The following is a 14963-nucleotide window of genomic DNA, read 5'->3' as shown; positions in this document are numbered from 1 at the left end:
CAATGACGCTTGGTTATATTTACTAAAAGCACTTAACTATTAATAGTTAAAGAATTAGTAAATTATTAAATAATGGAAATCATGAAAAAGCTATTTTTAACAGGAATTGGGTTACTATTTGCGGTGACCTTGACTTTCGCACAAAGCGCCGAATCGCAGGAAGAAGCGCGTAAAAAAGCGTCAGAACTGACGGAGAGATTACAGCTTACTCCGGAACAACAAGGTTCAGTTCACGAAATTATTTTGGACGGTTATAAGCAGAAAGATGCACTAAAAGCGGATAAAACAATTACAGAAGAGGTGAAAAAAGAACGTCTGAAAGAAGGTACGAAACACAGCCATAATAGAATCAAAGAAATCTTAACTCCAGAACAAAAAGATCGTTTTGAGAACTGGGTAAAAGAGCACAAAGCCAAACATAAAGATCACTAAACTCTTTTTAAAAGCAGATAATCAGAAAGGTCATGAATCTATTGTTTCATCACCTTTCTGATTATAAATATCTATTGTAGAACTTTAATCAATATACTCAAAGCCGACATAAGGTACCAAAGCAGCTGGAATTTTGATTCCCTTTTCTGTCTGATTGTTTTCTAATAAAGTAGCCACAATGCGTGGTAATGCCAAAGCAGAACCATTTAAGGTGTGCGCCAAAGTCATTTTACCATCTGCATCTCGGTAACGAACTTTTAGCCGATTAGATTGAAACGTTTCAAAATTAGAAACAGATGACACCTCGAGCCAACGCTGTTGCGCGGCACTATATGTTTCCATGTCATACGTGAGTGCCGAACCAAAACTCATATCACCACCACACAAACGCAAGACCCTATAAGGTAATTCCAACTTCTGCAATAGCGACTGAACGTAGCTACTCATTTCTTCTAACGTCTCATATGATTTTTCAGCGTGTACAATTTGAACAGTCTCCACCTTATCAAATTGGTGTAATCTATTTAATCCTCGTACATGAGCACCGTAGGAACCTGCTTCGCGGCGAAAGCAAGGAGTATATGCACAATGCATAATGGGAAACTGTTCCTCTTTCAGGATTTCATCCCGATAGAGGTTGGTCAATGGCACTTCTGCTGTAGGAATCATGTATAAATCATCTTGCGTGATATGATACATCTGGCCTTCTTTATCCGGCAATTGTCCAGTTCCGTATGCTGAAGCTTCATTAACGGCATGTGGCACTTGCGTCTCTGAATAACCTACTTTGATGGCTTCGTCTAAGAAAAAATTGACCAAACCACGCTGCAAACGCGCTCCCTTTCCAGTGTATACCGGAAAACCAGCACCTGCAATCTTAGTTCCTAACTCGAAGTCGATCAGTTTATACTTATCTGCTAACTCCCAATGTGGTAACGCATTCGCCCCCAAATCAGGAATTACACCATGCTCTAGTACCACTTCATTGTCTTCTGCAGAAACGCCGGCCGGCACGGAATGATGTGGCAAGTTGGGCAACTGCACTAATTTATTATGTAATTCCTGTTCTATGCGCAATAGTTTATCACTCAGTTCTTTTAACTGTGCTTTATGACCAGACGTAGTTATCTTAATAGCTTCAGCCTCTTCTTTCTTACCTTGTCGCATCAAATCTCCGATTTGCTTGGCAATGGAATTCGCTTCGGCAGCGATAGACTCCGAGCTGCTTTGTAAAGCACGACGCGATTCATCTAAAGCAACCACCTCATCTACCAAATTCAACTCTTTGAAATTTTTCTTCTGCAATCCAGCAATTACCTCATCCCTATTTTCACGGATATAACCTATCTGCAACATAAATCTTACTGTAAAATAATTATCTATCTATAAACAACTTAAAACAAATAAAAGCAATTACCCATAAAATTATCTAAGGTTGTTTTTCCTCAGATTTGGACTTATTGCAGTTTCATTTACTTGTGTCAACACAAATGTCACAATTTAAACTGAAAATCGATAGAAATCATTGCTATATGTTAAGATATATTAGTGCTTATTCTATGCTGCGCAGTTTTTGCGGCATTTAATGTGATATACTGATCAGCTAAAACTTATATCGGGTATGTCCCAAATACCATTCATAAATGCTAGGCTAGCGGGAACTGATACTTCAATTCATCACAAAAAAACAAAACATCTCATGGGTGAAAGAAGAGTCTAAAAATCACAAACAATAACTGGTTGTAGTTTTTACACTACAGAACAATTATTTGCATCGTGAAGAAAAATTGATAACCTTTAACTTAGCAAAGTTTATCGACCACTACATAGTAATTGCTAAAACCTCAAATAAAGTGCTCATTCTATGAAGTCTACATTTACGTAATACAATGACAGCAATATAGCAATTATTGACAAAACACTCATGCAATATATCTGATCTAAACAAACGTAATAAAACCAAATTAGATGAATCGTCCCACTAAAGCTCTGATAATTTGCAGTATACCACTAATAACCAGCATCCTGCTACTAGTATCCTGCAATAAATCATCTGATGCCACAGGATCGCAAGGACAGGGAGTAATTCAGGTTAGTGTAGGGGATGCTACTTTCGAGGCAGAAGAAAACCTATCTAACAGAGCCGCTACGCCTGCTGAGCCGACCATACAACGCCACACCATTGAGCTCAACAAAGATTTCTTGATGGTAGCCGAATTAAGACCCGAAGATCCTGCTTCTGATTCCTCTTTAAAAGATGGTACAAGAGCAGCGACGGATACATCTGCGCTTGGTAACAACATTCGTTACCGCATATTAGTCTACAATCAAGCAGGAGCATTTGTAGCCGAGCGTGATTATATCCGCGGACAGGAGGCCAGCACCCAAGCTTTACAATTAGATGGCGGCAGTACCTATACCTTTGTCGCAGTTTCACTAAATACTACGACAGATTTACCTGCCACCACTCCTGCAGTAGCGACCAGAACACTCGCAAACTCTAGAATAGCCACTACAACAGGGATAAATGCACTGATGTATTATAAACAAACATTGACGGTGAGCGGTAATTCAATCAACCGACTGGACATCGTGTTCAAACATCAAAAACCTCTTATTGGCGTCACCATCAACTCTCAACAAACTGGCTATAACATCACAGCGGCGGCAGGACGTATCAACCCGCATAACGATGGTATGACGGTAAATCTTGCTGACGGATCACATACCCTAAGCGGCAACGAGACCGGTGTCAATATCGCTTTCGATAATGTCGGAAGCCAGATCATCACCAATACGAATACCTCTTTCATTAATTCAATTAGTAATAGTGTAACTAGCTTCAGTCTACTAAACCTTACCATTGGGTCAATCACCGCAACCAATTTGGTGCCATTTACTAACCTGACCGTATCTCCAGGCGTACGATACAACCTCATTTTAAATATTGTTCCAAACGATCAATTCTTAACTCATCAAGGAAGACCAGCCGCCAGAATCAATGGCGTAATATGGGCAAGGCACAATGTAGGAGTTGATATCACATTAAATCCAGATGAATCAGAAGTTTTCGTAAATGTACACGGCGATTACTTTCAATGGGGAAGATTAGCCAGATCCGGAACTGGTATATCCAATACAGCAAACCCTTTCTTCGCCAGCAATGCTCCAGCCAATAATACTTGGAATAGCGGAACAGAGACTACCCCTATAAAAACGGCAGCCGATCCCTGCCCAACAGGTTACAGAATACCAACAAGACGGGAACAAGAAGCACTTATAGCCGACACCGACTGGTCAAACTCAGGTCCTTTCGTTACAGGCGATAGTAGATTCGATTCCGCCAAAATCCTAACGAGCAAGAGAAACTCGCAAGTGCGATTGACATTGCCAGCACAGGGGCGTTTTGGTGTAAGTGGTAGCGTAGCTCCTTATGCTGATAGGGGAATAGCAGGTAGAGGTTCAACGGGAAGATATTTTTCAAGTTATTCAACAGAGAACCCGAGAACATCATCACTCGACTTTTTGACACAAGCTCCTTCCATTTTCAGCAATGGAAGTAATCCTTCTTAAAAAGTTGTAAGCACCCCTATCAGATGTGTAGGGATACAGTAACAGAAACTGAAATTATTCATTTAATCTACCAATACTATTCAGTTTACCAAGGTCAGCCGCATTTTGTGTATACTTATGTCCACAAATAAGTAACACCATGATTCTTATCTTTAGATCTTCGTTGCTTTTCTTACGCTATGCATTGTCAATCTGGTTGCCCCACCACAAGTCATACGTGATTTTATAGTAAAATAAAACCTATCCCAAAATGGCAAACTAGCGATTATCTTCTTGGATACCACCGAAAAAGCAAATAAGTAATATTATTGAACTATTTGCATATTCAGAAGGGGATTGACCTTTAATTATTGTCTAACTCCCAATTACACAAGGCAGTGTAGCGATTCCATGACAAATTTTGATTTTGTAGAAACTCAAGGACAACACTATTTTAATATTTTAAATAATTTTGAAAAAATACTTAAAATGAAATTCTTTTATAGAAAACTATTTTACTATATCATTTTTCTAACAATCACACATTACACGTTAACATCCTGTAGTAAATCATCTGATGCCACAGGATCGCAAGGATCGGGATTAATTCAGGTTAGTGTAGGCCATGCTATTTTTGAATCCGAGCAAACACTTGGCAACAGAGCCGCAACACCTGCTGAACCGATCATACAACGCAATACCATTGAACTCAACAAAGATTTCTTGATGGTAGCCGAATTAAGACCCGAAGATCCTGCTTCTGATTCCTCTTTAAAAGATGGTACAAGAGCAGCGACGGATACATCTGCGCTTGGTAACAACATTCGTTACCGCATATTAGTCTACAATCAAGCAGGAGCATTTGTAGCCGAGCGTGATTATATCCGCGGACAGGAGGCCAGCACCCAAGCTTTACAATTAGATGGCGGCAGTACCTATACCTTTGTCGCAGTTTCACTAAATACTACGACAGATTTACCTGCCACCACTCCTGCAGTAGCGACCAGAACACTCGCAAACTCTAGAATAGCCACTACAACAGGGATAAATGCACTGATGTATTATAAACAAACATTGACGGTGAGCGGTAATTCAATCAACCGACTGGACATCGTGTTCAAACATCAAAAACCTCTTATTGGCGTCACCATCAACTCTCAACAAACTGGCTATAACATCACAGCGGCGGCAGGACGTATCAACCCGCATAACGATGGTATGACGGTAAATCTTGCTGACGGATCACATACCCTAAGCGGCAACGAGACCGGTGTCAATATCGCTTTCGATAATGTCGGAAGCCAGATCATCACCAATACGAATACCTCTTTCATTAATTCAATTAGTAATAGTGTAACTAGCTTCAGTCTACTAAACCTTACCATTGGGTCAATCACCGCAACCAATTTGGTGCCATTTACTAACCTGACCGTATCTCCAGGCGTACGATACAACCTCATTTTAAATATTGTTCCAAACGATCAATTCTTAACTCATCAAGGAAGACCAGCCGCCAGAATCAATGGCGTAATATGGGCAAGGCACAATGTAGGAGTTGATATCACATTAAATCCAGATGAATCAGAAGTTTTCGTAAATGTACACGGCGATTACTTTCAATGGGGAAGATTAGCCAGATCCGGAACTGGTATATCCAATACAGCAAACCCTTTCTTCGCCAGCAATGCTCCAGCCAATAATACTTGGAATAGCGGAACAGAGACTACCCCTATAAAAACGGCAGCCGATCCCTGCCCAACAGGTTACAGAATACCAACAAGACGGGAACAAGAAGCACTTATAGCCGACACCGACTGGTCAAACTCAGGTCCTTTCGTTACAGGCGATAGTAGATTCGATTCCGCCAAAATCCTAACGAGCAAGAGAAACTCGCAAGTGCGATTGACATTACCTGCACAAGGTTGGCTATCGGTATCCGGAAGCGCACCATATAACAATGTCGGTATAACGAGTAGAGGATCACGAGGTTATTACCACAGCAGTTTTTCGACAAATAATCCCAGAACATCTATTATGCGATTCACTTCAAGTGACTTCACGCAAGCAAATGGGGGGACTAATCCTTCGTGGAAGGTTCTTAGCATGCCAATACGTTGTGTCGGGATACAATAACAGAAACTAAAACTGCAATTATTCATTTAATCTACCAATACTATTCACTTTACCAAGGTCAGCCGCATTTTGTGTATACTTGTATCCACAAAATAACAACACCATGATTCGGTATTTTTTCTTCTTTCTTCTCACTTTGTGCTGTACAAACAGCATGGCACAGCCGCAGGTCATTCGCGATTTTATAGTAAAGGAAAATCTATCGCAGAATGGCAAACTAGCGATTATCGCCGTGGATACCACCGAAAAGGCAAATGATCAGATACGGGGCAATTTCCTGTTTAGTGTCAACGGATTTCAGCAAAATCTGAGTTTTCAAGATGGTGTAGCCGTGATGGCTGATCCGGTCGAATCCTCGACGTTCGTATTTTTTAAACACAAAAATCTGGAAGACGAAGTCGGGAAATTTTACTTTATCCGTAAGACGGATGATGGGTTAAGCCCCTACAAAGTAAATGGATTGACGCTGGTGCTCTTGCCTCTGATCATTCTATTAGTTGCATACGCCTTCAAGCGTTTGCTAGTGGTGTTTGTGGTGATTGCTTTGGTATATGGCTACCTACATTTCTCCAAAGGCTTGGATCTTTCTCAACTATTTGAAAGCTTCTTCTTTGGTTTGCGCGGCTTATTCTAGAAGGGCATCCCCACCCCAAAATTGTATTGAATAAAGCTATAGCGATCCGGCCGGAAACGTGCATTGTACGCATCTTTAAAAGCTCTAGAATTGAAGAATTCTTTGATCACCCACTGATCTGAACCTGTGAATTGCGGATCCTTCACCTTCAATCCAGCATCTAGACGAATCGTAAAATAATTCATATCAAAGCGAAGCCCAAAACCTGTCCCGATCGCAATCTGCTGGAAAAATTTATCTACCCGGATTTCCCCTCCCGGATTAAGGTTGGGCGTCAGTTCGCGCAAGCGCCAGATATTACCGGCATCGATGAAAGTAGCGCCGTTCAGTCTTGCACCCAAAAACTTGTTCAAAATCCGAAAACGAAATTCTGCATTGGTTTCTAATTTTACCTCACCCAACTGATCTAAGTTTCGAAGATTTACCCGCAAATCCTCCGTCAAGTCAGCCCGACTATAATTTCCTGGCCCTAAAGTTCGTGCTTGCCAAGCACGAATACCATTCATACCACCCGCAAAAAAGCTCTTTTCGAAGATCAACAAAGTGGAATTGTTACCGTAAGGCACCGCCAAGCCCGCATTCAGGCGGAATACAAATTGTCGATTTCCTCCCAAATGCCTATACAAGCGATAATCCGCCTCTCCCTTAATATATTGCAAATACGGTACTCCAAACAACAAGCGCTGACCTTGATCGTCAGTATTAAAATTGAATAGATTGCTAAGCAAGCCCAAGGTATTGCCACTTACATCCACCATACCACGGATAAACGAAAAATTTTCGAGTCGATTCAGCTTATTACCGTTGTACGTAATCGCGTATTGTGACCCCAGACCAAAATATTGCCGATCATTGGTCTCTACGTACAACTGAAAACCTTGATCACGCAGTTGCTGACTAAATGCCTCATTCAAGCGCCCGACGCGGTATTCCAGTACAATGGGCGTATAACTGTGTAGGATATTTTCTGCCTGATGCCAAGAATAATTGAGCGTATTAATAAAGTAGCGATTCGAATACGTATTGTCTTGGAAAAAGAGTTGTAAACTCGATGAAATCGTGGTCCGAGGCAAACCATACCAACCCACGCTGCGCACCCGAAAGGGAGTCAACATCCGCGGAAATACAATACTGGCACCAATCTGAAAATCATTATTAAAGATCTTATTCGTAAGGCTACCTGGCAATCTAGGATCAAATAGTACGCCGTAACGAGCGCGTATCTCTAGCAATTCGGCTCCGCCGAATATATTGCGATGCGAATAAGTATTGGCCACGTTGAAACCGCTCATGCCCGAACTAAACACGAACTCTCCTTCGATCTGGTTGCTCATCGTCGCGCGTGGCAGCAGCTCATAATGTATATCTAGCTTAGTCGAATCAACCTTCTCATAATTGATCTTTACTGAACGAAAGCCGTTAGTTTCGAATAAGCGATTGTAGGATAACTCTTCGCGGTGCAAGCTATACGCCATCCCCTCGCGCAAAAACATATAACGGGCTAATGGTCTCAAACGAAATTTGCCCGTTTGATCTTCAAATTGTATCCGTCTTATAGTGTCTACCGTAGTCTTGGTGTGCACTTTGGATTGCTCATCCTGCTGGCGAATACGTACATACACTTTATTGATATGAAAAATCTGATGCTGTGAAGAGTCCGGATTAGTAAAATCAATGAGCAATTTAGTTTGATTCTCACGTCCAATGGTATCCACACCAACACGCATATACTGTCTCAAATATTCGTAATAGCCTTGATTTTTCATGGAAACATACATGCGTTCGCGTTCATCAAAAAGATGGCGCTCCATGTAAGGCCCACCGATGCGCACCTGCGTACGCGGCAATACTTCGCTCCGATAGATAGCTTCAATATTTCCATCAGCAAAACCGCGGTCAATGTCTGAAATATGATAGCGCGTCCCCATATCTGCCCGAAAATCGATGGCCGCCTTCTTTTTACGAATTTCGATCTCGGGTGTTACCACCGCATCGAAATATCCATAAGTTTTCAAGAAACGTTGGATTTGATTGGCGGAGAGATCTACCATGGCCGAATCAAGGATTCGAGGTGGCTCGCCTACGTTCTTGATTCCTTCGGTCTTATAGCGACCATGCTTCGTGTTGAATAGATTGTAAATCTGGAGATAGAGGCGAGAGTTGGGGCGAATATCGTTAGCAATATAAAGCGAGGCAGGTTCTTTCAAACCAGAAGGAACACCCACGATATCGACATCTTTGACCAATGCCTGGTCTTCATCCAAATATTTCGCGGATCGGCAAGATGTGAATATTAGGGCGAAAAGCGTTATTATTGCACCTAGAATATACGTCTGATATCTTATCATCCTGCCATGTTATCAAAATCGCTCATTCGTTTAATTACTTCGCTGCAACATAAAAAGTTTCGTAGACAACATAGTCTATTTTGTGTGGAAGGCATCAAATCTATTTTAGAATTTGTAGACTCTGCCTATGTGGTAGATACGATACTTGCGACACCATCTGCCGCTGCAAAATTGAACAAAATCCCTGAAAATATAAAGCTTGTATCTGTTAATGAGGAGGAATTAAAAAAGGTGAGCTTTTTGACCAACCCACAAGGGGCACTGGCGTTGGTCAAAATCCCATCGAGCAACGATATCTCAATCACAGATCTACGGGGCAAACACAGCTTGGTGTTGGACGATGTGCAAGACCCTGGCAATTTGGGCACCATTGTGCGTACCGCAGAATGGTTTGGTTTCCAGCAGGTGATCGCATCACTAGATACGGTAGATGTCTACAATCCCAAAGTGGTGCAAGCCACCATGGGATCTTTGGCTCGTATGCAAGTTATTTACACGGATATTGAGACTTTAATTCAAGATCAGGCTATACCGTCTTATGGTGCGTTATTAGAAGGTGAATCTATTTATGAAACCGATTTTCAGCTAGAAGGGTTGATCATTTTGGGCAATGAGGGTAATGGGATTCGCCCGATCTTATTGTCACATATCACGCAAGCGGTAACCATTCCGGCTTTCGGAAAAGCCGAATCGCTCAATGTAGCTGTTGCAGCAACGGTTTTTTGTTCTGAAATTGCGCGTAGGAAGCAAACATTATAACCCATCAAGGGTTATTTTATGAATATATCGTGGGGAAATACACATCTACGCTAATATTGCCTATTATTTAACATGGAAAACGAAAAAAAATCATTCCCCTATTCGGTGGGGTTAGCGAGTAGTTTGCTGGCTATGATCCTGATTATTGCTATTCTTTATTACACGAGCAGTGTCGTATTGCCTTTATTGTTCTCTATATTGATTGCGATCATGCTCTATCCATTAGCGCGCTTTTTTGAGCGCTTACGGTTAGGCAAAGCTTTTTCAGCCATATTAGCTGTCATCGTTTCTATTGTGGTTATCTCGGGCTTAGGTTGGTTCATCGTATACGAAAGTATCGTGATTGGTAGAGATGCATCGGCCATTACGGGCAAAGTCATGTCTATGTTGGAGAATTGCGAAGCTTGGCTACAGACTACATTTGGTATCGAGCGCAATCAAGTCATGACGCAGTTGCGCGAACAGGGAGACAAAGCGATGAACAATATTGGCGGCATGCTATCCACGACCTTTGGCTCGATTGGAAGTATGTTGGCCGCTACGGTTTTGGTACCTTTATTCACTTTTTTCTTACTGTATTATCGGGTATTTTTCCGAGAGTTTTTCTTCAAAGCATTTCATTCTGTGCCCAAGCAAAAAGTGCATGATACGCTTGATCGCATTTACGACGTCGTGCAAAGTTATCTGCTAGGCCTGATCACCGTGATGGGCATTGTAGCCGTCTTAAACACGATCGGTTTGCTGATTTTGGGTATTGATTACGCCTGGTTCTTTGGCACATTAGCTTCATTATTGATGTTGTTACCATACATCGGCATTGCAATTGGATCTATTCTTCCTGCCCTATTCGCCTTGGCGGTGAAAGATAGTGCGTGGTATGCCGTCGGCGTTGTCGCTTGGTTTCAAGTGGTGCAGTTTTTAGAAGGCAATATTATTACACCGAATATTGTGGGAAGCAAAGTGAGTATCAATCCACTTATGGCCATTATCGCCATTTTGTTGGGTGGTATGGTTTTCGGTTTGGCGGGTTTGATTTTGGCCTTACCGATGGTTGCGACCATCAAGGTCATTTTCGATGCTATTCCATCGATGGAAGCGTATGGATTTTTGATCGGTGAGCCCGATAAATCTCACTTACAACGTAATTCTACCCAGCAGCTACTCATGAAATGGGGTATCGTGCGCCGACCTGTTATCAAGAAAGATAAAGTCGTAATTGAGACAGAAATCGCCGAAGTAGAAATCGATGGGCGAAAAGAAATCACGGAGCAATCGCAGGTACAAACGACAGAAGTGGACCGCGAAGTAGTCGATCCTAAGCAAGAGTTTCCGAAAGAGGACGATCTGGAAACCGATTCTGATTCGAGCAAGCCATAAATAAATTAGGGTGGTCGCTAGACCACCCTCACTAATAAGCCTTTCAAGTATTCTCCTTCGGAGAATGATGCCCGAACGGGGTGATCTTCTGGTTGATGAAACTGATGAATAAACTGAATCTCCTTACCCGCATCCAAGGCTGCCCAAGCAATCACTTGCTTAAAGGTTTCGATATCCATCGCACCAGAACAAGAATAGGTCGCTAATAATCCTCCGCTTTCCAACAATAGCAAACCGCGTCTGTTCAAATCTTTGTATGCTCTAGATGCTTTCTCTAGCGTGGATCGTGATGGTGCATACTTGGGTGGATCGAGTACAATCACATCAAACTTGTGTCCTTCTTCACCCAATTGACGCAGGTACTTGTTTACATCGGATTGTACGGGTGTATTCTTTGAGGTATCAAAGCCGTTTAATTGCACATTGTCTTTTAACGTGGAGATGGCCAATGCCGAGCTATCTACCGAGGTCACATGTGAAGCGCCAGCCTGCAATGCATTTAAGGTAAATCCGCCAGAGTACGAGAAGCAATCCAACACCGATTTGCCTGCCACAAATTGAGAAACTATTCGTCTATTGTCGCGCTGATCGCAATAGAAACCCGATTTTTGTCCTTCCACGATATTGATATGGTAACGAATGCCATTCTCCATCACTTCCACATATTCTGGTGGCGTTTCACCGTAGCGTACACCATTGTCGTCAGCCAATTGTTCGTATTCTCTAGATTTAATGTCACTACGTTCGTAGATCCCTTTTGGCGCTAGCAATTGTACCAATTCATCTACAATGAGATGCTTAATTTGATCCACGCCAGCGGCATGCACTTGTATAGAGATAAAATCGCCATAGAGATCGGCAATCAATCCCGGCACAAAGTCTGCTTCGGCAAATATCAAGCGGCAAGTGGTATTTTGGTCATTCAACAAATGGCGACGTGCTTCTACCGCTCTACGTACCCGATTGCGCCACCAATCGGCATCGGGGGTGCGCTCTGGATGCCATTCTAACAATCGCACGGCAACGCGAGAAGCCGAATTAAAGATGCCATAGGCGATGAATTCGCGCTCTGCATTGAACACGGAAACCAGATCGCCAGATTTCAAGTCGCTATCTTTTTGTGAGATCGCTCCCGAGAAAATCCATGGATGTAGCTGCCATGCAGCCTTATCTTTTGTTTTGTGAAGAATAATTTTTTTCATACCTACCGCTGCCTGCCTTGCTGAGCGCAAAGCCATTAATTAGTCGGCAAAGGTAGGATATCTTTTTTAAACCTCATCGCAATCCACCGTCACGACGCGTACAAATAGTTCGTGAAATTTTTCGGTCAGGCTACCATCATTATCATAATGATAGATTAGGTCGTTCACCTGATTCCACCAACCGTAGGTCAGTACATAGTCAAAAGCGATTTCGTACCGTTGATCAAGCTTTAAATTCGCTTCGTATTTTTTCCACAAGGCGTCTGGATACGCATTGCGTTTCATCTGCTCTTTCACTAGCAAGCCATATTCTTCCAATAGCTCATCGCCACCTGCTATTAATGCCTTTACGTATTGTTTTACCCGCTTATTATCCTCAAATGTACCTTTCAGCACTTCTGGATTGTCAATTGCTTGTACACGTACTTTCTGAATCGCATACGATTCTTCGATGTAGCGCAGCATCGAATCTCGAGCCATAATAAATTCAGGTGTTTGTACAATTTTTAAGCTAGAAAATTGATTTTTCATAGCTGTGTAGCTATTTTCTAACTCCGTCAAATCATCCCCATCAAAATACAGCGTGGCGCGGGTCATGAAATAGGTGTCGTTTAGCACCGAATCATTATACCGTTCAGCATCGTAATACCCCTTGTACGTACACAGATCATCGCTAAAGTCAAGCACCGCCAACTTTTTCTGCGCCCATACCGGTGTACTACACAGTGCTACGAACAGCAAGATTACACTAAAACATACATTTTTCATCGCCCATCTATATTTACGCCAAAAATACGTCTTTTCCAAGACATAGTTAGAGGCTTTTCATCTACTTGTATTACAGAACACTAAAATTGAAACGCTCGTAACACACAATAGTTTCATAAATAAGTGAAAAACAAATTGAATCGGTTCGTCGTTTCGCAATGACGAGGCAAAGAAAAGCAACAAGCCAACAAAAAAGGCTTCATCAGATCTGACGAAGCCTTTTTTATAAACCGATATGAAATAACCAATTACAGATTCGGGTTTTGCTGTTGCTCCACCAATGGTATAGCAAAAATGTAATAACGACTATTCGCTTCAAATGCATTGCCATCTGGGAAACGTACCACGCGGTGTCCTTGCCCATTTACCTGCTTTTGTTCGCCGGCGGGTGTGGTGATCGTCACCTTGATCGGACTTCCTTCATCATCCAAGAAAGATTTACGAACCACCGATTTCTGATTGCGGATAATATCCGACAAGCCAAATCCCTCACCCCATAGCTCTTTGCGTCTTTCCAACAAAATCGCTTCTACCAAATCGCCTTCTTGTGCAATATACGGTGTTGCATTTCTTGCTTCACGCAAAGTATTCAGTGCGTTCACGGCTTCCACTTGCTGACCTGCGCGAGCGTAACCTTCTGCTTGTATCAACCACATTTCCGAAGAGCGCATGTACACGATATCACCAATCAGATTTTGCTTAAACTTAAACTTCTTGTATCTCAAGAACCCTTCACGTCCCGGTAGTCCATCCCACTCAAATAATGCAGTACGCACGTCTTGCGGTGCAAAATGATCTTTGAAAAACGGATCGGCCATGAAACTAAAGTAAAACGATCCCGATGATGAAACATCTAAATAATGAAACGTATAGCTCGCTGTGCTTTGATCTGTAGTCTGAAGATGTCCCCAAATCCATTCCGGATTTTGTGCATCATTGAAACCAGCATAATACGCTTCCGCATTCATCAGCGGAAATCCTTCTGCTGCATTCGCGGCAGCCGTAGCGGCCAATTCCCATTGCCCCATGTTGAGATATGCACGTGCCAACAATCCATTGGCCACATGAGCATCCACCCGATATTTCTGCGCACTTGGGCGATTGTATCCTTCCAATTTAGTGATTGCATCCGTCAAATCTGATGTAATCAAGGCATAAATCTCTTCCAAACTGGCTTTTGGTTTACCTTGCGTAGCGGTTGTACTTGGCTCCGTATAGATAGGCACTGTGAGCGCATTTTTGTCTTTCAGATAGCTAAATTGGTAATACGACGCAAAGTTTAGATAAGCAAAGGCGCGCAATGTTTTGGCCTGACCGATTAATAAATCTTTCTCTTCCCGCGTGCCTTCCGCTTGTTCGGTTTTAGCGATTACATTGTTGGTATTATCGATCACTTTGTACAGCAAAGTCCAAAAAGCATTTACCCGATTCGTCGATCTGTCAAACAGTTCGGTAAAGGCATAAGGATCGCGATAACCGTATTTGGTAGTCACCGCCACATCATTAGCCATCGCATCACTCGTGCGCATAAAAGCCGAATAACCTGGGTTAGCAAAAGTGAAATAAGTATCATTCAGGTAACGCCAAGTTCCGTTGATCACCGTTTGGATATTACTCGTATTCTTGTAAATCTCTGTATCAGTTACCGCATCGGTAGGCATTGTATCCAATTGATCTTTACAGCCCGACAGTGCCAGTACAAAGATAGAGAGAAGGTATATTTTATATTTTTTCGCGAATAAATTCATGGTCATTTTT

At 42.2% G+C, this 14963-nt stretch carries 11 protein-coding genes; 6 read left to right on the top strand and 5 right to left on the bottom strand.

The window, feature by feature from the left end:
- Nucleotides 1–81: 81 nt before the first annotated feature.
- Nucleotides 82–432 carry a hypothetical protein gene (locus DC487_RS14745; protein ID WP_133228640.1) on the top strand — a complete coding sequence of 117 codons (351 nt, stop codon included), beginning with the start codon at nt 82–84 and terminating at the stop codon, nt 430–432.
- A gap of 84 nt (nt 433–516) precedes the next feature.
- On the opposite strand, the gene serS is transcribed toward DC487_RS14745, so the two are convergent.
- Nucleotides 517–1788: a serine--tRNA ligase gene (serS, locus tag DC487_RS14740; RefSeq protein WP_116776732.1), complete on the bottom strand. Its 1272-nt coding sequence runs from the start codon at nt 1786–1788 to the stop codon at nt 517–519.
- Between the two features lie 612 nt (nt 1789–2400).
- On the opposite strand from serS, the gene DC487_RS14735 reads away from it, so the two are divergent.
- From DC487_RS14735 to DC487_RS14725, 3 genes are all read left to right on the top strand, one after another.
- Nucleotides 2401–4005: a hypothetical protein gene (locus DC487_RS14735; RefSeq protein ID WP_116776731.1), complete on the top strand. Its 1605-nt coding sequence runs from the start codon at nt 2401–2403 to the stop codon at nt 4003–4005.
- A gap of 468 nt (nt 4006–4473) precedes the next feature.
- On the top strand, nt 4474–6117 hold the full coding sequence (locus DC487_RS14730) for a hypothetical protein (RefSeq protein ID WP_133228637.1): 1644 nt from the start codon (nt 4474–4476) through the stop codon (nt 6115–6117).
- A 154-nt stretch (nt 6118–6271) separates the two neighbouring features.
- A complete protein-coding gene (locus DC487_RS14725) occupies nt 6272–6751 on the top strand; it encodes a hypothetical protein (protein ID WP_239016399.1) in 480 nt (159 codons plus the stop codon).
- Here the strand turns inward: DC487_RS14725 and tamL are convergent.
- Nucleotides 6748–9099: a translocation and assembly module lipoprotein TamL gene (gene tamL, locus DC487_RS14720; protein ID WP_116776728.1), complete on the bottom strand. Its 2352-nt coding sequence runs from the start codon at nt 9097–9099 to the stop codon at nt 6748–6750. The two genes, DC487_RS14725 and tamL, sit on opposite strands and share 4 nt — an antisense overlap.
- A gap of 6 nt (nt 9100–9105) precedes the next feature.
- Here tamL and DC487_RS14715 point away from each other — a divergent pair, with 6 nt between their 5' ends.
- Both DC487_RS14715 and DC487_RS14710 read left to right on the top strand, forming a co-directional pair.
- Nucleotides 9106–9858, top strand: coding sequence for a TrmH family RNA methyltransferase (locus DC487_RS14715; RefSeq protein WP_116776727.1), 753 nt, complete (start codon nt 9106–9108; stop codon nt 9856–9858).
- 72 nt (nt 9859–9930) lie between these two features.
- Entirely contained in the window at nt 9931–11235 is a 1305-nt protein-coding gene (locus tag DC487_RS14710; RefSeq protein ID WP_116776726.1) for an AI-2E family transporter, read from the top strand.
- A 17-nt stretch (nt 11236–11252) separates the two neighbouring features.
- Here DC487_RS14710 and DC487_RS14705 read toward each other — a convergent pair whose 3' ends face one another.
- The 3 genes from DC487_RS14705 to DC487_RS14695 form a co-directional block, all read right to left on the bottom strand.
- A complete protein-coding gene (locus DC487_RS14705) occupies nt 11253–12437 on the bottom strand; it encodes a class I SAM-dependent rRNA methyltransferase (protein WP_116776826.1) in 1185 nt (394 codons plus the stop codon).
- A gap of 66 nt (nt 12438–12503) precedes the next feature.
- On the bottom strand, nt 12504–13205 hold the full coding sequence (locus tag DC487_RS14700) for a hypothetical protein (protein ID WP_116776725.1): 702 nt from the start codon (nt 13203–13205) through the stop codon (nt 12504–12506).
- Between the two features lie 248 nt (nt 13206–13453).
- Entirely contained in the window at nt 13454–14953 is a 1500-nt protein-coding gene (locus DC487_RS14695) for a RagB/SusD family nutrient uptake outer membrane protein (protein ID WP_116776825.1), read from the bottom strand.
- Nucleotides 14954–14963 lie beyond the last annotated feature (10 nt).

Origin of the sequence: Sphingobacterium corticibacter, assembly GCF_003076635.1 — a bacterium.
In the GTDB taxonomy this organism is placed as follows: Bacteria; Bacteroidota; Bacteroidia; order Sphingobacteriales; family Sphingobacteriaceae; genus Sphingobacterium; species Sphingobacterium corticibacter.
This window is presented reverse-complemented; position numbering and strand designations above follow the sequence as displayed.